The organism is Nocardiopsis sp. iso_186 (genome assembly GCF_056173365.1).
This window is the reverse complement of the sequence record NZ_CM149670.1, coordinates 2,263,864-2,284,230: the sequence shown is the minus strand read 5'-3', so window position 1 is coordinate 2,284,230 and position 20,367 is coordinate 2,263,864. Positions and strand designations below refer to the sequence as shown.

Here is a 20,367-nt window from a genome sequence, read left to right as displayed (position 1 = left end):
GTGCCTTTCAGGGGTCTCGGCGGACGCGGCCGGTTCCCGGAACCGGGTCCCTGCCCTCACCGGGGACGTTCGGGGCCGGCGCGCGGCGCCCGGAATGTCGGAGCACGCGCACGAGGTTGCCCGGGCGCATCAGCGCCTGCGGAGGGTCGATAAGGCCCGCGGCCCGGATGAAGGCGTTGGTCAGCGCGGGATCGTGCACAGCGGCGCGTTGGAGCCGGGAGACGTAGGCGTTGGCCAGGCGGGTCTTGACCGTGCGGCGCCCTTCGACTCCGGGGTAGCCCAGGTCCGCGCCCGCCGAGAACTCCCAAGGGGATTCGATGTCCTGGGCGAGGTCCCGGAAGAAGGCGAGCGGGTCCGGTTGGGGGTCGCGGCCGACGTGCCGGCCCAACGTGAGCGACCCCATCGCGGCGACCGTCATGCCCTGGGCGTAGATCGGGTTGAAACTGCACACGGCGTCGCCCATGACCAGCAGGTTGCGTGGAAAACGGGACAGTCGTTCGTAGTGGTGCCACACGCTCGCGGGAAACCGGAAGGTCACCGGGTCGTCGAGGGGTTCGGCGTCGCGGATGGCGGCGTAGACGTCGGGCACCGGAACCGAGCGGGCGAATTCCGCGAACCCCTCCGGATCGGTCGGCGGATGGTCGCCGAGCATTCCGGTGAGCGACAGCTCCACCGCGCCACCGTCTCCGGGGAGCCGGTAGAAAAAGGCGCCTCTGGGATGCCCCGGTGTGGCTGCCGGGATGATCGCCAACTCGTCCCCGAAAGGATCGGTGTCCAGGCGGTAGTGGCGGGTGGTGTAGGCGAGCCCGATCTTGACGCGCTGCGCCTCGGGGCGCTGGTAGCCGAGTTCCTCCAGCCACAGTGGGGTCCTCGACCCGCGGCCGGTGGTGTCAACCACGAGATCGGCGGCCACGACCTCCGAGGCCCCGCCGTCGGTGCTCGGCCGGACGCGTACGCCGGTGATCGCGCTGTTGTCGTTCGTGCTCCTCAGCCCGAGGATGTCGTGGAGCTCCAGGAAACGCACCCGGGACAGTTCCCGCACCCGCGATCGCACGTGGTGCTCCAGGACCGGCCTGGTGGCCGGCACGGACAGCAGCCCCGATCGGACCGAGGAAAGACGCCGTCCGTTGAAATACCAGCGGATGTCGCCGCTGAAGTCCCCCGGTCGGACGCCCCCGGCGACCAGTTCGTCGGTCAGGCCCGGGAACTGCGCTTCCAGGATCTGGTGTCCGCGGGCCACCAGGCCATGGGCGTGGCGGCCATGCGGGACCCCCCGGCGGGGACCGCGGACACCGGTCAATTCGTCGCGGTCCACGACCACCACTTCGTCGAACACGTCGGCGAGCGCCCGGGCCGCGAGCAGGCCCGCCATACTGCCGCCGAGTACCACGGCGCGATTTCCGATTCGGTTCGCCATCGCAGACCTCTCCTCAGTCCCGGGTGGGTCAGACGGCACCGATCGGCGTGTTCTGGTATCCGGTGATGAGCCATCCCGCACCGCTCTTGACCAGCACCCAGCTGGCTCTGATGGCGCGTTCGGGTGTCACCTGCTCATCGCCCGGCGCGAGTATTCCGCCCTGGGTGACCAACAGCGCGGCGTTGTCGTCCAACCGCTTGACCAGGAGGGGGTCCCCCACGACCCGCGTTCCCTTGAAGGGGCCGGCATAGGCGTTAGCCATGAAGGAGCGGATCTGCTCCCGACCGACCAGGTAGACGTCTCCGGGCAGGATCAGGCTGGCGTCCTCGGTGAAAACGGCGGCGAACGAGTCCGCGTCGTTCTTCTCCCATGCCTCGACGATCCGGGCCGGCACGCTCTTCAGGGCGGCCATCTCCTCGGGCGACGTGGTCTTCGTGCTTTCGGTGGTCATCGGTTTCCTCTCTTCGTCTTCCGGACGGGCGGGCGGTGGGGACCGGACCTCGACGACGGCCGCACGGCCCCCGGGCCGTTTCCGGTTACGGGGCTGACCCTTCGCGATGCGAATCCCCCGGCACTTCTTGCATCGTCGTCCCCGCCGCACCGGTTCGGCGTCTCCTGGATTGCGCTGCCGCCGTCCGCGCCGGTGGAGGAGCGATCACCGGGCGGGCCGGTGGGCCACGGTCATCCGCTCCAGGAGGGGGACGACGTCATTGGGCGTGGGCATCCCCGTGACCTCCCTGCGCAACTGGGCGGCGTTGTCGGCGTAGGAGGGGTCTTCCATTACCCGGACGAGGTGTTTGCGCAGTCCGTCAGCGGTGAGCTGGTCGGCGTCGGACACGTAGACCCCGGCACCTCGGCTCTCGACGCCGTTGGCCATGACGACGGGGCCCCACCACTTCTCGCTCCAGTAGACGTTGGGGATGATGAGCTGGGGGACGCCGTTCTCCAGCGCTGCGGCGAAGGTGCCCGCGCCGCCGCTGTGCACGACGGCGGAGCAGCTGGGCAACAGCAGGTTCAACGGCACGAAGTTGACGAGGCGGACGTTGTCGGGCACCTCCGTGACGGTCTCCAACTGCTTGTTGTTGAACGTGGCGACGACCTCGACGTCGAGGTCGGCCACCGCGGCGAAGAGTTCCTGCGCCGAAGCCGTCACCCCGAATCCGCCGTCACGGTGTGACAGCCCGAAGGTCATGCAGACCCGCGGGCGTCGGGGTTTCTCGCGCAGCCATTCCGGCGTGCGGGCGGGGCCGTTGAAGGGAAGGTGCCTCATCGGGAGGTAGTTGACCCCCGCGGGCCGCCAGATCCACGACGGCATGGGGAAGACGGTCCATTGCCCGATCACGACCTCCTCGTCGAAGCCGTGCCCGAACCGGTCCAGGATCGGGTGCAGCCAGTCGCGAATGGGGTCTTGCCGTTCTGCTGTGGGGCCTCCGTGCGCCCGACAGGCGGAACGCAGTTGGGCGAGGCCGTCTGCCCCGAAGAGCATTCGGGCGTGCGCGGCGCCGCTGACCCGTGCCGCGACCGCGCCGGTGAAGACGAACGTGTCCGACACCACCAGGTCGGGGCGCCAGTCCTGGGCGAAGTTGACGAGGTCGTCGAACGCGGAAGGCGGGTTGAACAGGGTCTTCCAGCCCATGACGTTGGACTCCAGTTCCCCGTGGGGATCGTCGCGGCCGAAGTCGGTCTGCACCGACTTCGGCTCGGGACGCGCCGTCGGGTTGACCAGGGGCCTGGGCGGTTCGGCGCCGGCCATCTGCCGGTCCAGGTGGACCGGCTGCCCTACCGACACACCGACCAGGCCGGTGCGGGCGATGTCCTCTGCGAGGTCCGGGGAGGCGGCGACACGCACATCGTGCCCGGCCGTGCGCAAGGCCCAGGCCAACGGGACCTGGACATAGAGGTGCGCCTTGAACGGGGCCGGGGTGAACAGGATTCGCATCGGTGTCCTTACGGTCGAGGGTCACCTGCGATGGTGCGTCCTGAGGGCGGCGTCGCGCGTCTCCTGGATTGTGCTCTTGATAGCGCAATCCAGGAGACGCGCGACGCCGGAAGGCACTGTGACGCTGATGGCGCCGGATTCCGGGCGCAGCAACGCCACGCGTGGGGCCGCCGCGGCGGCCGCACGCCCGCCCCTCGTCGAGGATGGAAGAGAACCGTGACGCAGAACGCAGAGAGAGCCGGCTCTCCCGTTTCCACCGGCCCACCACGCTCGGCGCGCCCCCTGAAGAAACGGCGCACCCGATGGCAGCGCCGCGTCTGGATGACCCTGCTGGTGGTCGCGGTCACCGCTTTCCTGGCCTACGAACTGCCCCCGTATCTGGCCCTGGACCCCAGCCGGGCGGTGATCGTGCTGAACGAGGGCTTCCCGCTGCACTATCCGCTGCTCATAGTGCACATCGCGACCGGCACGGTGGCCATGGTCACCGCCTGTCTACAGGTATGGCCGTGGCTGAGACAGCGCCGTCCCCGGATCCACCGGATAAGCGGCAGGCTCTACGTCTTCGCCGGCGTGCTGCCCTCCGCGCTGCTGAGCCTGGCGATCATGCTGCTGATGCCCGGGTGGGGCGGCCAGGTGGGCATCACGATGCACGCGCTGCTGTGGATGACCACGACCGTGGTGGGACTGCGTATGGCGCGGCAGCGCCGCTACGCCGAACACCGCCGCTGGATGCTCTACAGCTTCGCCCTGACCATGGGCATCCTGTGGGGGTTGAGCGGACGCATCGTACTGCCGATCATCTGGCCGGCCATCGACGTGAACTACATCTTCGAGGTTGCCCGCTGGGGCGGCTGGGTGCTCAACCTCATCATCGTGCAGTGGTGGCTGGACCGGACGTCGCCGTCCCGTCCGCGGCAGGCGGCCTGAGCGCAGGGGCCACCGGGCACCCGCTTCCCGATACCAAGTGCAGTGCCCAATCCGCAGAGGAGAGCGAGAATGCGTCCGACGATCCACGACTACGACACGACCGAGTTCGACTTCGTGAGTGTCATGAGCGACATCTACGGAGTTGACGAGCTGTCCCGGCTGGTCCCCGGTACCCCCATGGAGCGGCTCACCTGGAAGACCGACCAGGCCACCCGGTTCCACGCGAAGTTCTACGACGCCTTCGAGGCGAAGGTCCAGGACCTGTACCGCGGTTTCCTCGCCTCGTTCGTACCGGGGGTGCTCGGCACGACGGAGTTCTGCTTCCAGCGGGTACCGACCTTCCGCGTGCACTTCCCCGGAAACGTCGCCGTGGGCAACTTCCACACCGACGGCGACTACAACCATGGTCAGGGCGAGGTGAACTTCTGGGTTCCGTTCACCCCGACTTGGGGGTCCAATGCCGTCTGGATCGAAGAGGAACTCGGTTCCAAGGACTACCGGCCGGTGTCGCTGGACCCCGGGCAGGTACTCGTCTTCGACGCGGTGAACTGGAGCCATGGCAACAAGGTCAACGAAACGGAGAGCACCCGGGTGAGCTTCGACTTCCGCTGCATCCGGCTGACGGACTACCGGCCCTCGGAGCTGTCAACGGTCAACGCGAAGCGCGGACTGTGGATCGGCGACTACTTCGACGTGTTCTAGCGGCACGAACACGCCGGCCGGGGGTGCCCCGGCCGGCGGTCGTATCGGGTGGTCCCCCTCAGAGCACGACGGCACCGGTGGTGACGGCGGCCAGGAGCGTGCGCGCCTGGACGTTGACGTAACGGCTGTGTCGGACCAGGGAGTTCATCTGGTCCGGCGTGACCCACACGTAGCCGGGGGGCGCTGCGGTGGGAGCCTCGCCCTCGGTCGCCTCCACGAAGAGGCAACGGCTCCGGGCATCGCGGAACCGTCCTCCTTCCTCGGAGTGGACGGCATCGTAGCGGATGCTGTCGGGACCGGCGCCGAGGACGAGGTCGAGAAAGGGCGGCCGGACAGCGCCTCGTCCCGACGGGTAGTTGCGGGGGGTGCGCTGAACCGTCGGGCCGAGTTCGATGACGTCGTGCAGTCCGCCCTCGGCTCGGGCATGTGCGAGCAGGTGGGGGACCCCGCCGAAGCGGCGGACCACGAAGGCCGTCACTCCGGTGCCGGTCGGCGCCAGGAGGGGTTGGCTCCAGCCGGTCACCTCACGGTTCGGTGCTTCGACGGCCACCGCCGTCACCGTGAAGTACCTGCCGTCCGGCCGGCTGATCGCGAGGCCGTCACGGCTCCAGCCCGCCGTGCGGGCGAGCGGGACGAGCGCGGCCCGCATGGTGTAGCGGCTTCGTTCGGCGACGAACCAGGACCGCAGCGCGGTGTCGGAGAGCAGGGCGCGCGTATCGGTGGACGCGGTGGGGACACAGGCCAGTACGGTGCGCGCGTCCATGTTGACGACGTTGTCCATCCTCAGCAGTTCCCCCAACTGTCCCAATGTCAGCCAGCGGAAGTCCTCGTGCGGGGGAACGTCGTCGTGGACCTCGACGACCATGTTGCGGTTCATCTTCCGAAAGAACCACGACCCGTGCTCGGACTGCAGTACGTCGGCGAGGACCCGTCCGCGGTCGGGCGAGAGGAAATAGTCGATGTAGCGGACGCCCTTTCCGGAGTGGGCACCGCTGTAGTTGCTGCGCGTGGCTTGGACCGTCGGCGAGAGCTGAACGGTTCCGGGGTTGCCCGGCTCCATCTTGGCCTGCACCAGTAGGTGCAGCACTCCGTCGAACTCCTTGGCCAGGAAACCCAGGACCCCGATCTCCGGTTGCACGATGACGGGCTGTTGCCAGGCGCGGGGGGTTTCTCCGTCGATGCTGACGCTCAGCCCCTCGACGCTGAAGAATCCGCCGCTGCGGTGGACCAGGTTTCCGGTGTCCGGCGCGAACGACCAACCGTCGAGCTCAGAGAAAGGGATCTGCCGGATCAGGAACGGGTGGGCCCGGCGACGCTGCTCCAGCCACGCCAGGCAGTCGGCTGTTTCGACCCGGGTTCCCGAGAGCGTGGCCGCCGATCGGGCGAACCGTCGCGCCGTTGCCGGCTCGTCCCTCTGCCGCAACGACGGGGCCGGGGGCCGGGGGCTAGCGCCCATCGTCTTCCCCGGGGGCCGAGGAGCGGGCCTTCGCCGCTTTCCACCAGTGCGGATTGGCGCGGTACCACTCGACGGTCTCGGCGATACCGTGGTCGAAGGCCACCCGTGGCGCGTACCCCAACTGCTCGCGGATCTTGGTGGTGTCCAAGGCGTAACGCCGATCGTGGCCTTTCCGGTCGGCGACGTGGTGGACCCTGGACCAGTCCGCGCCGCACAGTTCGAGCAGCCGCTCGGTGACGGCCAGGTTCGTCAGCTCCGTTCCACCGCCGATGTTGTATACCTCTCCGGCTCCCCCGCCGGTGAGGACCAGGTGCACCGCCTGGCAGTGATCGTCCACGTGCAACCACTCCCTGACCTGCCTGCCGTCACCGTAGAGCGGAACCGGTTCTCCCTCCAGGAGGTTGGTGATGAACAGCGGCATGAGTTTCTCCGGGTACTGGTGCGGACCGTAGTTGTTGCTGCACCGGGTGACCGACAGGTCGAGGCCGTGGGTGTGCCAGTAGGAGCGGGCGATCAGGTCCGAGGCGGCTTTCGAGGCCGCATAGGGGGAATTGGGCAGCAGCGGGTGGTCCTCCGTCCACGTCCCCCTGTCCACTGCGCCATAGACCTCGTCGGTGGAGACGTGCACGATCCTCTCGACGCCCACCTGTACGCAGGCGCTCAACAGGCGCTGGGTTCCCTCGACGTTGGTCCGGATGAAGGCGTCGGCCGACCGGAGGGAGCGGTTGACGTGCGACTCAGCGGCGAAGTGCACGACGGCGTCATGTCCGGGGAGCAGGTCCAGCATCAGCGGGCGGTCGCACACGTCGCCTTCGACGAAGTCCAGACGGGGGTCGACGGGGAGGTTGTCGCGGTCCCCCGCGTAGGTGAGGTTGTCGACGACCGTGATCCGGGCGTCAGCGTAGCCCGGGTAGCGTCCGGCCAACATGGTCCGGACGTAGTGCGAACCGATGAAACCGGCTCCTCCGGTCACCAGGAGTCTCATGAGGCCAACTCGATTCGTGTCTGGTCGCCGACGAGCAGCCGGCGCCGGTGTCCGCTGTCCGTGCCCAGGGCGACCACCGATCCGCGCCCGATGATGGAGTCCTCCACCCCGGACGCGCCGGAGAGGCGGACCTCGTCGAACAGTATGGAATTACGCAGCTCAGTGGCGTGGAGAACGCAGTCCCGGCCGATGGAGGTTCCGGGGCCGACCAGGCTGTCCTGCACGAGGGAACCGGCTCCGATGATCACCGGACCGTGGATCGTTGACCGTCTCACCCGGGCTCCGGTTTCGACGACAACGGTCCCGGAGATCACGCTGGCCGCGTCCACCTCGCCGGCCGTCGTGGAGCGCAGGCCGGCCAGCAACCGGTGGTTGCAGTCGAGGACCGTCTCGGGCGCGCCCGCGTCCCTCCAGTAGCCCCGGTACTCGCTCGCCCTGACCTTGGCACCGTGGGTCACCAGCCATTGGAGGGCATCGGTGATCTCCAGTTCTCCGCGTGCGCTGGGCGCGATGGCGGCGATCGCCTCGTAGACGGCGGGCGTGAAGAAATAGACGCCCATGAGGGCGAGCCTGCTGAGAGGCTCGGCAGGTTTTTCCGCCAACCGCCGGACGGTGCCGTCGGCGTTGACCTCGGCCACTCCGAACGCCCTCGGGTCGGCGACCTCACACACCGCGACCTGCGCGTCGGGGCGCAGCGCCCGGAAGTCGTCGGCGATACCGGCCACCCCTTCCGGAAGCACGTTGTCGCCCAGGTACATGACGAAGTCGTCGTCGCCGAGAAAAGGCCGGGCGACGGTGACACAGTGGGCGAGGCCCAGCGGCTGCTCCTGGCCGATATAGGTGATTTTCAATCCGAAACGGGAGCCGGTGCCGATCGCCGACGCGATCTCGTCTTCTCTTTCTCCGACGACGATTCCCACGTCTTCTACGCCGAGGTCGCGGATGTTGCCGAGCACATGCTCAAGAATCGGCCGGTTCGCAACCGGTACGAGTTGTTTGGGGGTGGAAAAACTAAAAGGGCGGAGACGAGTTCCCCATCCGCCCGATGCGACCAGCGCTTTCATAGGTTTCCCCTTGCGTCTGGGGCGTTGCCTCAGAAGAAGTCGGCCGTTGATTTTCACAATAAAATCGCGACCCAACTCGAAAGAGATTGCTATTTTCAACGTAACGCAATTGTCGCTTTATTCTCTTCTCTCAGATTGCTGAGGAACCCCTCGCGCTTTTCTCTGCGGGAAGGAGCCGCGCCGCTCTGGCCTCCAGGTACTGCTGTTCGGGGAGGCTGGTGGTCCGGCGTGCGGCGGTCTGGTAGCTGGAACGGGCCCCGGCGGCGTCCCCGGCCATCTCCAGGAGGTGGGCGCGGACCGCGTGCAGCCGATGGTGGTCGGACATCCTGGGGTCGGCCGCCAGGGCGTTGACCATCGCCAGTCCGGGACCGGGGCCGTGGACCATGGCGACGGCCACCGCGTGGTTGAGGGTGACCACGGGGCCGGAGGACCGGTTTTCGAGCAGCTGGTAGAGGGCGAGGATCTGCGGCCAGTCAGTGTCCTCGGCGCTGGTGGCCTCCGCGTGGACCGCGGCGATGGCCGCCTGCAACTGGTACGGGCCGATGGGGGAACGGGCCAACGAGTCGGTGATCAGACGGATTCCCTCACCGATGGCGTCGGGATCCCATTTGCCGCGGTCCTGTTCGGCGAGCGGCACCAGTGCCCCGCCGGCACCCGTGCGGGCGGGACGCCGGGCGTCGGTGAGCAGCATGAGCGCCAACAGACCCGCGACCTCCCCGTCCTCGGGAAGGAGCCGGCGGACCATCCTGGCGAGCCTGATGGCTTCACCCGTGAGTTCGCTGCGCTGTAGGGCCGGGCCCGAAGTCGCGGTGTACCCCTCGTTGAAGATGAGGTACAAAACGTGCAGGGCGGCGTTCAACTGGCGTTGCCGCTCGCTCCCCGACGACAGGTGGAACCCGGCCCCGGCTTCCCTGATGCGCTGTTTGGCGCGGCTGATGCGCTGGGCCATGGTCGCTTCGGGGACGAGGAACGCGCGGGCGATCTGGGCCGTGCTCAAGCCGCCGACGGCCCGCAAGGTCAACGCCACCTGCGAGGACGGCGACAGCACCGGGTGGCAGCACAGGACGAGCAGGACGAGGGTGTCGTCCTGGTCCGCACAACGGTCGGCGTCGGGACCGGGAGAAATCTGCTGGTCCTGGGCGAGGGCCGCGGCGGTGGCCTCGCGCCGTTGTCTGGCGGTCTCTCCGCGGAACTGGTCGGTCAGCCTGCGCGAGGCGACGGTGATGAGCCAGCCGCGGGGGTCGTCGGGGCGCCCCTGCCGGGGCCATTGGACCGACGCCGCGATCAACGCTTCCTGGACGGCGTCCTCTGCGGCGTCGAAGACGCCGTACCGGCGGATGAGCGCTCCGAGGACCTGGGGGGCCAGGCGGCGCAACAGGTCCTCGGAGACGGCGTCCTCCCCCGCGACGGCCGGTTCGCGGTGGCTCTCGGGGCCCTGCGCGGATGCACTCATCACGGATGAGGCTAGAGCAGCGCGGGGCGGGCGGACAACGACTCTCCCGGCCCCGGGTCCCGATGGCGTCCGCCCGGCCCGATCAGCCGGCCGGTGCGGAGAACTGGCCGGGCGAGCGGCCCGGACCGGCCGGGCCCCGATATGCCTGGGCGATGTCCAGCCACTGCTCGGCCACCGCACCGGACGCGGTGATGGCGAGGTCGTCGCGGTGGCGGCGCCGGGTGACCAGGAGGCAGAAGTCAACGGCCGGACCGCTCACGCGCTGCTCGGCGTCCTCGGGTCCAAATCCCCACAGTTCGCCGGAGGGCGTGGTGATCTCGAAGCGGAACTCGTCGGGCGGCGTGGGCAAACCGCGCGACTGGTACCCGAAGTCCTTGGTCAGCACCGCGAAGCCCACCAGGTGCCGCAGACGGTCGGTGTGCGTGGGTTCGATGCCGAGCGCGTCGGCGATGTCCTGGCCGTGCGCGAACAGCTCCATGATGCCTGCACAGGCCAGGACCGCCGGGGGGATCGGCCGGACCAGCCAGGGAAGCAGTTGGTCGGGCGGGGCCGCGGCCAGCGCGGCGACGGTGGTATCCCGCTCGGCCCGCCATTGGGCGAGCATCTTGTCCGGGGAGTCGTTGAGGAAGAGGCCGAGTGCCGCGTTGATCGCGCCGTCGAAGTCGTTCGCCGCTCCGGCGGTGATCGCCGCGAACGCCTCGGCGTCGGAGGCCGCCTTGCCCGCCAGGTGGAAGATGAACGACAGGTGCGCGACCTGGTGCGCGATCGTCCACCCGGGGGCGGGGGTGGGCAGCGACCACTGTTCGGCGTCGAGGCCGGCGAGCAGCCCGTCGAGGCGGTCGCCTTCCGCGATGAGGTCGGAGACGACGCCTTGGAGGTCTTTCACGTTTTCTGTCCTCTCACACGGTGGAAATTCTTCACGAAATTCCTCACGCCGGGAAATTCTTCCGAGGAGTCGGTTCTTCGACGCACCGAAAACGACCGGGCAGGAGGAGATACGCATCGACCCCCGGCCAGGAAATCACTCGCCACGAGCGGGGAAAGGCGCCGGAGGCCACGGCCGCATCACAATCGAACAGAACCGGAAAAATTGATCCGAGCTGTTTTCAGAATGCCGGAACACCGCTGTGCTGTCTTCTCCGTTCGTGCTTGGGAAGAAGACCGGTCCGCCGCCGGAACGAACAGGGCGCCGGTCGGGTCAGGCGAGCCACGCGCCTGACCGGCGCGCCGCCGCCATGGCCGCCCACGACGCGGTCGCCACCAGAACGGCGTCGTCGGCACCGGCGGCGTACACCCCGGCAACGACCTCGTCGTCAACCTGGTAGGCGGCCAACGCCGTGAGCAGCGCGAGCCTGGCGTGGGCGCGGTCGGCCTCGGGCAGCGCCGCGATCGCCTCCTCGACCCATGCCCGGCTCGGCCCCACCGGTGCGCCGTCCCAGCCCGCCACGCGGTCGAGGACGAGGGAGCGCACCCGCTCAGGAACCCGACGCGCCCCCGACGCGTCCACGGCGGCACAGGTCCGGCCCAGCGCCTCGGCGACGGCGTGCGTCCCCTTCGCCCAGGACAACTCGTCCGGCAGTGGGGCGGCGGGCAGCAGGCCGAGGGAATCCCCCGGCCGGTGGGCCTGCTGGGCGCCGGGCCGCAGGAAACGGCCCAGGACCCGGAGCGCGCCCGGTCGCGCGGCGGAGGGCATCGCCTGCGGGAGGGGCGACTCCCCCAGGAACACGTTGACCATGCGGTTGAGGTAGTGGAAGGCGACGGCCACTCCCCCGTACTCGGGCAGTTGCCCCTCGGGGAACGGGCGCCGGTACCCGGCTGCCCCGCTGCTGGTGGCGATGGCCAGCCCCCATTCGGCGACGGCGCGCAGGCGGGGGTCGGCCACCGACTCCGCCCAGCGGGCACCGGATGCGTTCGCCTGGCGCACGCCCAGGCTCCCCGACGCCGCACCGTGGACGTCCACGCAGTACGGACAGGTGTTGCCCAGCGAGACCGCGGTGGCCAGGACCTCCTTGGCCGCACGGTCAACGTGATGCTGCACGACCAGGGTCTCGCGCAGCATCACCCAGGTGGCGGCCAGCAGGTCCGGGGCCGGCGCGTGCAGGGCCACCGGCGGGGCGAGCATCCCGAAGTCGCGTTCGACCTGGTCGTAGACCCGGGCAACCGGGGCCGGCGCGGCACCGGGCCGCACCGCCTCGACGTGGCGGATCTGGTCCAGGGTCCGGTGCAGAGCGAGACGCATCAGGGGGGCGGACATCAGGGACCTCCGTCGTGGGGTTGCCGAGGGGGTGGGAGGGCCCGCTAGCGTCGGAGGAGGTCGGACGCCAGCGGCAGGGTGGCGCGGCGCCCGCTGGTCTGGCCGTCGGGCGAGGGCGCGCCGTAGACGACGTCCACCCCGCGTTCCCGGGCGGCGCGCACGATGCCGGGCACCGCGCGCTCGGCCAGGGCGGCAATGGTCATCGCGGGGTTCACCGTGAGCGCGCCGGGAACGGCCGAGCCGTCGGTGACGAACACCCCCGGGTGCCCGCGCAGTTCGTGCCGGTCGTCCAGGGCCGAGGTTGACGGGTCGTCGCCGATCCGGCAGGAGGCGAGCGGGTGCACGGTGTAGGCGCCGACCAGGTCGTTGGTCCAGGGCGCGACCTTCGCCAGGCCGTCGCGTTCGAGGATGTCCTTGACGTCGGCGTCGGACTCGGCCCAGGCCCGCTGGGTGTTGGCGGTGGGGTGGTAGCTCAGTGGGCCGTGGCCCAGCATCTGCTGGGAGATGCGGTTGGCGTTGCCGGTGGGCGGCGGCGGGCCGAAGACGCCCTCGTTGTCGTCCTCGATCATGGTGAAGATGATCAGCCAGGAGCGCCAGCGACGCAGCATCTCCTTCTTGTCCACACCGAACCAGCTGGGGGTGGTGGCCCCGGGGACCTGCGCGAGGATCGTGCCCAGACCGGGCGGGAAGTAGAGCTGTTCGAGGGAGTAGCGGGAGTACTCGGGCAGCGAACCGTCCAACCGGTCCCAGTTGGCCACGCACGGGCCCTTGCCGATCTGGTTGGCCTCGTAGGCCAGGTCGGCACCGCGGCTGAGGCCGAGCACGTCGCGGACCCGCTCCTCGTCGAGGACCGCGGTGTTGAGGCGTTCCCCGTTGCCGGAGAAGTAGCGGCCGACGGCGTGCGGCATTGCCCCCAGGGTCGGTTCGGAGCGCTGCAGGATGACCGGGGTGGCACCGGCGCCGGCTGCCAGGACGACGATCTTGGCGTCGATGGCCCCGCTGCCCGACTGGAGCCGGTAGTCCTCGTCGTGCACCACGTTGTAGTGGACCCGGTAGCCGCCGTCGTCGGTGCGTTCCAGACGCTGCACCTCGTGCAGGGGGCGGATCCGGGCCCCGTGCGCGAGGGCCGCGGGCAGGTAGTTGAACAGCAGGGAGCGTTTGGCGTCGAACCGGCACCCCGACATCATCCAGTTGCAGTTGACGCACTTGTCGTTGTCAACGCCGTTGGGCACCGGGTTGGCGGTACGCCCGGAGTGGTTGCAGGCCGCGGCCCACAGTCCGCCCGCGTAGGTGACATCGTCCCAGTCCTGGGTGCGCACCGGCATGGCCTCGGCAATGCGGTCGTACCAGGGGTCGAGCGTGTCGCGGCTGATGGCGGCGGGCCACATGCGCCGGCCGATGCTGCCCCGGCGCTCGAAGACGAAGCCCGGGGCGCGGGGCAGGGCCGCGAAGTAGACCACGCTGCCGCCGCCCACGCAGTTGCCGCCCAGGACGCTCATGCCGTCGCCGACGACGAAGTCGAAGGCGCGGGTGTAGGACGACCCGAGCAGGAAGTCGTGGTCGAAGTCGGTGCCCGACAGCCACGGACCGCGTTCGAGGATGGTGACCTTGGCGCCGCCCGCCGCGAGATGATAGGCGGTGATCGCGCCGCCGAAGCCACTGCCGACGACGAGGACGTCGGTGCTTTCGGGTGTGGTCATGCCGGGCTCCCTGAAGGCGTGGTGTCGGGGTGCAGGTCGGCCAGTTTGCGGCCGTAGGAGTGCTCGGTGAAGCGCCAGAGCCCGTCGGCGTCGGGGACGGCGAAGCCCATCGCGGTCAGGCCCGGGTGCCCCGCGGCGATGGCGTCGGCGGTGTGCAGGTGGGCGGCGCTGTCGTAGGCCATGTTGCAGAACAGCGAGAGCATCACCCAGAAGACCTTCTCGGGGTGGCCCGGTGCGGTGAGGGCGCGCACCAGCGCGGTCCGGTCGGTGAAGGGCAGCGCCGCGAAGGGCGGAAGCGAATCGTCCAGGACGAGGGCGTGCTGGTCGGCATAGGCGCGCGCGTGCGCGTCCAGGTCGCCGGCGAAGTTGTCCAGTCCGTCGGTGAGGCCGGTCGCGGACGTCTCCAGCAGTTCGATGGCGCCGGCGGCGACCGCGCCGCCGTCCGGTGCCGCCCCGGCGACCGAACGGTCGCCGGGCGAGCGCTTCTCACCGGGGATGATGGTGTCGGCGAACGCCTCCAGGGTGATCGTCCGGTCGTCTTCGGCCTCTGGGGTACCGGCTGCCACGGGGCTCCTTCTGGTCGGCTCGGGAGGGACGGTTGCCTCGGGTGGCCCCGTCAGCGCGCGGGGTGCACGGTCATGGGCAGACCGCCGCGCACGCGCAGGGAGAGCATCGGCTCGGGCACGACCTCGTGGCCGGGCACGGTCGCCAGGCGCATCTCCCTGGCGACCATGGCGACCACGAAGGCGGCTTCCATCATTCCGAGATTGCTCCCGATGCAGAAGCGGGGGCCGGCGCCGAAGGGGATGTAGGCGTAACGGGGACGCTCGGCGGGACGACCGGGATCGAAGCGCTCGGGGTCGAACCGTTCGGGGTCGTCCCAGTAGTCGGGGTGGCGGTGCAGGGTGTAGGGGCAGATCAGCACGTCGGCGCCGGCCGGGACGTGGTAGCCGCCGACCTCGTCGTCGTCCTGGGCCTCCCTGGGCAGGATCCACACCGGCGGGTAGAGGCGCATGGCCTCCTGGATCACCATCGTGGTGTAGGTGAGACTGCGCAGGTCCTCGTGCACGGGAGTCCGCTCGCCCAGAACCGTCCGGGCTTCGGCGCGCAGCCGCTCCCACACCTCGGGGTTGCGGTCGAGAAGGTGGAAGGTCCAGCTCAGGGTGCTGGCCGTGGTCTCGTGCCCGGCCAACAGCAGGGTGACCAGTTCGTCGCGCACGCGCTGGCGGCCCTGGGGGCCGCTGTCGGCCAGTCCGACGAGGCGCGAGAGCGCGTCGTCGCCGTCGCCGCCGCGCGCCAGACGGTCGGCCAGGAGCTTGTCCACGATGCGCTGGAGGTCGTGGCGGGCCCGGCGGAAGCGCCGTTGATGGGCGAGGGGGACCCACATGGGCACCACGCCCATGGTGACCATCTCGAACATCGCCTGGTCCTGCACGGCCTCGAAGGAGTGGCCGATGGAGTCGAAGGCGCCGAGGTCGGCGTCGAGCAGGGTCCGGCCCAGCACCCCCAGGGTGAGCCCGGTCATCTCCCCCACCACGTCCACCGGTCCGCCGCCGCTGTGCGAGCGCAGCCGCGCGACCAGGGCGGCGGCCTCCTCGGCCACGGCGTCGGCCTGGCCGACGATCCGTTTGTGCTGGAACGTGGGCTGGATGAGCCTGCGCTGTTCGCGCCACAGCTCGCCCTCGCTGGTGAGCAGCCCGTTGCCCAGGGCCCGGCGGGCTTGGACCTGGCCGACTCCCTTGTGGTAATTACCGCTGTTGTCAGCCAGCACGTGCTTGGCGTGGTCGGGGTGGTTGAAGAAGTACAGCGCCTTGGGGCCGATGGCCAGCCGAGCGGCGTCGCCGTAGCGGGTCGCGGTCGTCATCAGGCCCAACCGGTCGGTGATGAGCTTGCGGAACAGTCCCGGGGCTGCCGCTTGGGAGGGGCCGGGCGGCACCCGGCGACGGGCCTGGTTGAGCGCCATGTCAGCACCGACCTCTCGCGGCGAAGTCCTCGGCCACCCGCCTGCGCCAGAGTTCGTAGGCGGGGGTGTCGCCCGCTTCCTCACGGACCGGTTCGGGCGGGCGGAGCCGCTCGGTGACCAGCGCGGCCGCTTCGGGGGTGCTGTCGCACAGCACCTGCAGGGCGAGTTCGTTGTGGGGCACGACCAGCCCGGCCCGGACCCTGGCCTGGGCGGCGAACGCGGCCCCTTGGGCCACCTGGGGCCGGTACTGTCCGGCGCGGTCCCAGAAGGCGCGCAGTTCGCGCTCCTCGGCGCCGCCCGCGTAGGCGGCGGCCAGGCCCGCGCCGGCGTAGAGGTCGGCGTGGCGCGACTGGGGGAACTTGTCGATGGTGGTGGCCACCCGCTCCACGTCGGTGCCGCAGACGAACCACAGCGCGCGGCCGATCCCCTGGTCGGCACTGTTGCCGACGTACCACTGGTGACGCTGCTCGGGCCAGGGGAAACGGTGGTCGTCGGCCTGCCCGTGAACGTAGCGATCGGTGTGGAAGTACGCCTGGTGGAAGCCGTAGCCGTCGAGGATGAGCCAGCGCAGCAGCGGATCGTAGCCCGAGGGGTCGGGCCAGCGAAACACCGGGAGCCTCGCCATTCCCCAGCCGATACCGACGTAGGCCATGTAGACGTGGGGGGCTCCGATGCCCGTGAGGAAGGTGTCAACGCGGTCGCGGCGCAATGGGGCGAGCCCGTCAACCATGGTGAACCCCATGGCCGCCCCCTCGTAGGCGAATCCGCGGAACCGCGTGGGGATGCGCTCCAGTCGGTCCTTCGCGTCATCGGGGCGGCGTGCCTCGGCGGCGTAGGCGTACCCCGCCAGAAACGTCCTGCCGACCGTTTCGAGCACTTCTCTGGATTCGGCGTTCTTTTCCTGGAACCCGCGTTTTTCCAGGCTGGTCTCCACGACGTTCGGCGTGATGATCTGACGTCTTATCGCTCTGAATAAATTGGTCAACGCAACTACCCTCATCGGGTTCAACAGTGATCTGACCATTACTTTTTCGATTCTCACAGCGCACACCGGCGGCCGTCTACTTCAAACCTGCGTTTCCCGCCGAATGGCCGAAGAATGATCCCGCTCGAAATTGACCCCCATTTCCCGTCCATGCCCCGGGCAGCCGGGGGACGCTGAGAGGGCGGGTGGTCAGGCGAAGTGGGCGCGGATTTTCTCGCGCCACAGCTCGTAGGCAGGCACCCCGTTGACCGTTCCCGGTTCCACGGCGGTGCCGTCCGCGAGTGCCACGGCCCCGGTGACGTCCAGGTCGGCGAGTGCACCGATCGCGCCGTGGGTGTGCGGGGCGACGAACCCGGAGAAGTGCCGGGCCTTGGTCGCGAACACCGCCCCTTGGGCAAGGTGGGCACGGTGCTCGCCGGATCGACCGCGCAAGCTGGTCAGATCGGCGTCGTCGCAGCCGCCCGCGAACGTGGCCGCGAGCCCCACCCCGCTCCACAGGTCCGGGTGCCGACTGGGCGCGAAGCGTTCGACCGCGGTCGCGACGTTGTCGGCGTCCGCCGCGTGGATGAACCACAGGGCTCGACCGATCCCCTGGTCCACGGCACGCAGGAAGTAGGCCGGATTACCCTCCCAGGGGTAGGCGGCGGGTATCCGTTGCTCGTCAACCCAACGCGGGGTGTCGAAATAGGCGCGGTCGAAACCGTAGCCGTCAACGGCCAGCCAACTCATCGTCGGGTGGTACTGGACGTCGTCGAGTGCCGGGATGACGGTACGCCACAGCGGGCGGGGCAACCGGGCCATCGCGAATCCGATGCCGATGTAGGCGAGGAAGATATGCGGGCGCCCCGGGCCGCGGAGCAGTTCCCGGGTCAGCGTTCCGCGGCCTCCGGCCATGGCGTCGCGAACGGTGAGGGCCATCGTGGCGCCCTCATAGGCGAATCCGCGCAACTCGGGTTCCACCAGGTCGAGCCTGCGTTCGACTTCCCACAGTCCTCGGGCGTCGATCCCCCATTCGAAACCACAGACAACGGACTGGGGGATCGCCTCAAGTCTTCGGACGACGTCGGGGGCGCCGGCCGGGAAACCGCGCTTGGCGAAGGTGACGTCGGTGAGCCGCGGCGTCAGCAGCAGTCGGCGCAGCGATCCGAGAGCGGTCGGCATGGCCTTTCCTCCTACAGGTCGGTTGGACTGCCCGTCGGAGCGCAAGAGGTGCCGCGCACGGAACCGGGCCACGTTTGCTCAGGCGGCGAACCCGGTGTGGAAGGACCGCGCGTTCTGGCTCTGCAACGAGACGCGCGAGGCCAGGGTGATAGCGATCGGCGGGTCGGTCGGAAGTGGTTCGCGCATTCGGAGATTGACGAAGGCCGCACGTCCGGGAGTGATCGTGATGGGGAGGCGGGACGCACCGACCAGGATCTTGCGTTTGGAGGATTCGGTGCTCGTGTACTCCGCGACCGCTATCGCCGTCCACCTGCCGGCGGGAACACCGTCGAGGTCGAGTTCGGCCGTCCCGGGAACCGTCAGGGCCTGACAGGCGACAGGGGCGCATTGGGGGATGGGATCGGCGAAGACGCCGACGAGTGCGTTTGCGTCGGCCGCCCCCGCGGGAAGATCCAGCCGTCCGACGATCGAGCCGCCGGCGGGCTGCGCGGTCCCTCGCTGTTTTTTCATCTCGCACACGAGATCGAACGAGGGGAGGTGCTGAAAACCGGGAGCCGCCGCGATGAGCAGCTTGCTGACCTCGGGATGGCGGTACTGGGTGGGTGACATCCCGACCGCCTTGGTGAAACGACTGGTGAACGTTCCGACGCTGTTGTACCCGACGCTGCAGACGATGTCGGAGACCGTCAGGGAGGTGGTCAGCAGCAGGCGTTTGGCCTCGAACAGTCGCACCGAGGCGAGGTACTGTCCGGGCGTGACTCCGGTGGCCCTCGAAAAGATACGCGAGAAATGGTAGGGGCTGACAAAAACCTCGGATGCCAAACCATTGAGCGTAATTGGATCATAGTATCTGGCATGGATGGATGAGACGGCTTGCCGAACGGCCTCTCGCACAAGAACCCCCCAAATAAATCAGAATGCAAACGAAAGCATCTAACCAAGGGGGCTTTCAACTGCTCCAGGAAGAATGTAAAGACACAATCACCACTCCCAGAAAAGATGCTAAAAATCGAACCCCGCCACTCGAATTCCAAAGAGCAGATTAATTAGAAACCCATGAACGGGCAATCCACTCGAATACCAGAAGAACGATAGCGCACACCCCGCTCGCGAGTAAACAGCACGCCACACCGGGGAGCAAAAATCGAGAAGACGTAACTACTCGCAATTATCTCGGGAAATTACTAACTGCTTGTAATACCACCGGGTCAGGTGGGCAAAATCCCCACCACAAAGAAGAGCGCCGGGAGCGCAGCCGACCATGCCCGCCAACCGCGACGCAAGCAACGAACACATGCCCCGATCAGGGGGAGCGCAAAAAGTTACCCGAAGATGCACCCAAGCGAGTCGGACAGCCACCCGCTGCTCATGAACCAGGCATCAGAAGGAACATCATGCTCGCAGTTCACAGATGAACTGACTTCAACTTCTTCCGGAGAAGAAATCTGCCGGAAAGAGAATTGACCCTCTCCGGCAACAAGAAAGAAACAAAACATAACAAAGAACCAAACAAAGTCAACCTCAAACCACGAGACGGCGCCGAATGCTATACGAAAGTGTGGCGAACCGGAAAGACTCCTCCCTGCCAGCTTCGACAGCCGATCACAGCAAGGGCGGACCAGGAGTCGAAAAATCACCCGGCCAAAAGAAGACAACGGCGCAGCCCGTGCGAAACTTCCGCAATGAGCCCTCGCCCGTCGAACAGCGCCACCCGCTCCTCCCTCATCGATATTGCCGCGCGACTACTCGCCGAAGAGGGCCCGCAGGCCCTTTCGACCCGGCGGATCGCCGGCCGGGCGGGAAGCTCGACAATGGCGGTTTACACCCATTTCGACGGCATGAGCGGATTGGTCCGCGCGATGGTGCGCGAGGGATTCGTCCGCCTGCAGGAACACCTGACCTGCGTGAAGCCGACCGACGACCCCGTGGCCGACATCGCCATGCTGGGCCGCGCCTACCGCCGCAACGCGCTGGCCAATCCCCACCTCTACGCCGTCATGTTCGGCGGCTGCTCGATCGCGGGGTTCTCCCTGACCGACGACGACCGCCAGCACGGGCGCTACACCCTGCACAACGTCGTGGAGTGCACGACGCGCTGCATGGGCATGGGACGCTTTCGCCCCGCCGACGCGGAGCTGGTCGCCCACCGGATGTGGGGAACGCTGCACGGGCTGGTCACCCTGGAGCTCGGCGGATACCTGGTCGAGCCCTATCCCGCCGATCGTTGCTTCGAGGACCAGCTCGTCGGGCTGGTGGTGGGGGCGGGCGACAACCCCCAAAGCGCAGCACAATCGGTGGCGCTGTCACGCGACCGCCTGCCCGACGAGCTGGCGTCCTGACCGACATACGCGTCCTGCGCAG

General features: G+C 68.6%; 18 protein-coding genes. 3 read left to right on the top strand and 15 right to left on the bottom strand.

The window, feature by feature from the left end:
* Positions 1-7 precede the first annotated feature (7 nt).
* The 3 genes from AC0VYP_RS10175 to AC0VYP_RS10165 all read right to left on the bottom strand — a co-directional run bounded on the left by AC0VYP_RS10175 (position 8) and on the right by AC0VYP_RS10165 (position 3,356).
* The gene (locus AC0VYP_RS10175; RefSeq protein WP_285760192.1) at positions 8-1,417 is read right to left on the bottom strand and encodes an NAD(P)/FAD-dependent oxidoreductase; all 1,410 of its coding nucleotides are present in this window, start codon (positions 1,415-1,417) and stop codon (positions 8-10) included.
* A 28-nt stretch (positions 1,418-1,445) separates the two neighbouring features.
* Complete coding sequence (locus tag AC0VYP_RS10170) at positions 1,446-1,868, bottom strand: SgcJ/EcaC family oxidoreductase (protein ID WP_475473671.1); 423 nt, start codon at positions 1,866-1,868, stop codon at positions 1,446-1,448.
* Between the two features lie 204 nt (positions 1,869-2,072).
* Entirely contained in the window at positions 2,073-3,356 is a 1,284-nt protein-coding gene (locus AC0VYP_RS10165; RefSeq protein ID WP_475473670.1) for an activator-dependent family glycosyltransferase, read from the bottom strand.
* Positions 3,357-3,572: 216 nt separating this feature from the next.
* Here AC0VYP_RS10165 and AC0VYP_RS10160 point away from each other — a divergent pair, with 216 nt between their 5' ends.
* On the top strand, positions 3,573-4,283 hold the full coding sequence (locus tag AC0VYP_RS10160; RefSeq protein ID WP_285760195.1) for a DUF2306 domain-containing protein: 711 nt from the start codon (positions 3,573-3,575) through the stop codon (positions 4,281-4,283).
* Positions 4,284-4,352: 69 nt separating this feature from the next.
* Complete coding sequence (locus AC0VYP_RS10155; protein WP_475473669.1) at positions 4,353-4,985, top strand: hypothetical protein; 633 nt, start codon at positions 4,353-4,355, stop codon at positions 4,983-4,985.
* A 58-nt stretch (positions 4,986-5,043) separates the two neighbouring features.
* Here the strand turns inward: AC0VYP_RS10155 and AC0VYP_RS10150 are convergent, their stop codons facing one another.
* From AC0VYP_RS10150 to AC0VYP_RS10095, 12 genes are all read right to left on the bottom strand, one after another.
* Positions 5,044-6,441: an NDP-hexose 2,3-dehydratase family protein gene (locus AC0VYP_RS10150; RefSeq protein ID WP_285760197.1), complete on the bottom strand. Its 1,398-nt coding sequence runs from the start codon at positions 6,439-6,441 to the stop codon at positions 5,044-5,046.
* The gene (gene rfbB, locus AC0VYP_RS10145) at positions 6,431-7,426 is read right to left on the bottom strand and encodes a dTDP-glucose 4,6-dehydratase (RefSeq protein WP_475473667.1); all 996 of its coding nucleotides are present in this window, start codon (positions 7,424-7,426) and stop codon (positions 6,431-6,433) included. The genes AC0VYP_RS10150 and rfbB overlap by 11 nt, the downstream gene beginning before the upstream one ends.
* The gene (locus AC0VYP_RS10140) at positions 7,423-8,490 is read right to left on the bottom strand and encodes a glucose-1-phosphate thymidylyltransferase (protein WP_285760199.1); all 1,068 of its coding nucleotides are present in this window, start codon (positions 8,488-8,490) and stop codon (positions 7,423-7,425) included. The genes rfbB and AC0VYP_RS10140 overlap by 4 nt, the downstream gene beginning before the upstream one ends.
* Before the next feature lie 130 nt (positions 8,491-8,620).
* Entirely contained in the window at positions 8,621-9,943 is a 1,323-nt protein-coding gene (locus tag AC0VYP_RS10135) for an RNA polymerase sigma factor (RefSeq protein ID WP_475473666.1), read from the bottom strand.
* Positions 9,944-10,025: 82 nt separating this feature from the next.
* On the bottom strand, positions 10,026-10,829 hold the full coding sequence (locus tag AC0VYP_RS10130; RefSeq protein WP_285760201.1) for a TIGR03084 family metal-binding protein: 804 nt from the start codon (positions 10,827-10,829) through the stop codon (positions 10,026-10,028).
* Between the two features lie 312 nt (positions 10,830-11,141).
* On the bottom strand, positions 11,142-12,197 hold the full coding sequence (locus AC0VYP_RS10125; protein WP_475473665.1) for a carboxymuconolactone decarboxylase family protein: 1,056 nt from the start codon (positions 12,195-12,197) through the stop codon (positions 11,142-11,144).
* 44 nt (positions 12,198-12,241) lie between these two features.
* Entirely contained in the window at positions 12,242-13,897 is a 1,656-nt protein-coding gene (locus tag AC0VYP_RS10120; protein ID WP_285760203.1) for an FAD-dependent oxidoreductase, read from the bottom strand.
* Positions 13,894-14,463, bottom strand: a complete 570-nt coding sequence (locus AC0VYP_RS10115; RefSeq protein WP_285760204.1) for a DUF5987 family protein — start codon at positions 14,461-14,463, stop codon at positions 13,894-13,896. Before AC0VYP_RS10115 ends, AC0VYP_RS10120 begins: the two co-directional genes overlap by 4 nt.
* A 50-nt stretch (positions 14,464-14,513) precedes the next feature.
* A complete protein-coding gene (locus AC0VYP_RS10110) occupies positions 14,514-15,860 on the bottom strand; it encodes a cytochrome P450 (protein ID WP_285760205.1) in 1,347 nt (448 codons plus the stop codon).
* A 1-nt stretch (position 15,861) separates the two neighbouring features.
* Positions 15,862-16,794, bottom strand: a complete 933-nt coding sequence (locus AC0VYP_RS10105; protein WP_432707487.1) for a DUF1702 family protein — start codon at positions 16,792-16,794, stop codon at positions 15,862-15,864.
* Positions 16,795-17,034: 240 nt separating this feature from the next.
* Positions 17,035-18,006, bottom strand: a complete 972-nt coding sequence (locus tag AC0VYP_RS10100) for a DUF1702 family protein (RefSeq protein WP_475473663.1) — start codon at positions 18,004-18,006, stop codon at positions 17,035-17,037.
* A 78-nt stretch (positions 18,007-18,084) separates the two neighbouring features.
* Entirely contained in the window at positions 18,085-18,900 is an 816-nt protein-coding gene (locus AC0VYP_RS10095) for a helix-turn-helix transcriptional regulator (protein WP_285760208.1), read from the bottom strand.
* Between the two features lie 788 nt (positions 18,901-19,688).
* On the opposite strand from AC0VYP_RS10095, the gene AC0VYP_RS10090 reads away from it, so the two are divergent.
* The gene (locus AC0VYP_RS10090; RefSeq protein WP_285760209.1) at positions 19,689-20,345 is read left to right on the top strand and encodes a TetR/AcrR family transcriptional regulator; all 657 of its coding nucleotides are present in this window, start codon (positions 19,689-19,691) and stop codon (positions 20,343-20,345) included.
* Positions 20,346-20,367: the final 22 nt, after the last annotated feature.

Coding starts and splice junctions, on each gene's coding strand:
- AC0VYP_RS10170 (WP_475473671.1), bottom strand. CDS start 1,868: ATGACCACCGAAAGCACGAAGACCACGTCGCCCGAGGAGATGGCCGCC.
- AC0VYP_RS10110 (WP_285760205.1), bottom strand. CDS start 15,860: ATGGCGCTCAACCAGGCCCGTCGCCGGGTGCCGCCCGGCCCCTCCCAA.
- AC0VYP_RS10125 (WP_475473665.1), bottom strand. CDS start 12,197: ATGTCCGCCCCCCTGATGCGTCTCGCTCTGCACCGGACCCTGGACCAG.
- AC0VYP_RS10150 (WP_285760197.1), bottom strand. CDS start 6,441: ATGGGCGCTAGCCCCCGGCCCCCGGCCCCGTCGTTGCGGCAGAGGGAC.
- AC0VYP_RS10135 (WP_475473666.1), bottom strand. CDS start 9,943: ATGAGTGCATCCGCGCAGGGCCCCGAGAGCCACCGCGAACCGGCCGTC.
- AC0VYP_RS10175 (WP_285760192.1), bottom strand. CDS start 1,417: ATGGCGAACCGAATCGGAAATCGCGCCGTGGTACTCGGCGGCAGTATG.
- AC0VYP_RS10140 (WP_285760199.1), bottom strand. CDS start 8,490: ATGAAAGCGCTGGTCGCATCGGGCGGATGGGGAACTCGTCTCCGCCCT.
- AC0VYP_RS10165 (WP_475473670.1), bottom strand. CDS start 3,356: ATGCGAATCCTGTTCACCCCGGCCCCGTTCAAGGCGCACCTCTATGTC.
- AC0VYP_RS10100 (WP_475473663.1), bottom strand. CDS start 18,006: ATGCCGACCGCTCTCGGATCGCTGCGCCGACTGCTGCTGACGCCGCGG.
- rfbB (WP_475473667.1), bottom strand. CDS start 7,426: ATGAGACTCCTGGTGACCGGAGGAGCCGGTTTCATCGGTTCGCACTAC.
- AC0VYP_RS10090 (WP_285760209.1), top strand. CDS start 19,689: ATGAGCCCTCGCCCGTCGAACAGCGCCACCCGCTCCTCCCTCATCGAT.
- AC0VYP_RS10120 (WP_285760203.1), bottom strand. CDS start 13,897: ATGACCACACCCGAAAGCACCGACGTCCTCGTCGTCGGCAGTGGCTTC.
- AC0VYP_RS10155 (WP_475473669.1), top strand. CDS start 4,353: ATGCGTCCGACGATCCACGACTACGACACGACCGAGTTCGACTTCGTG.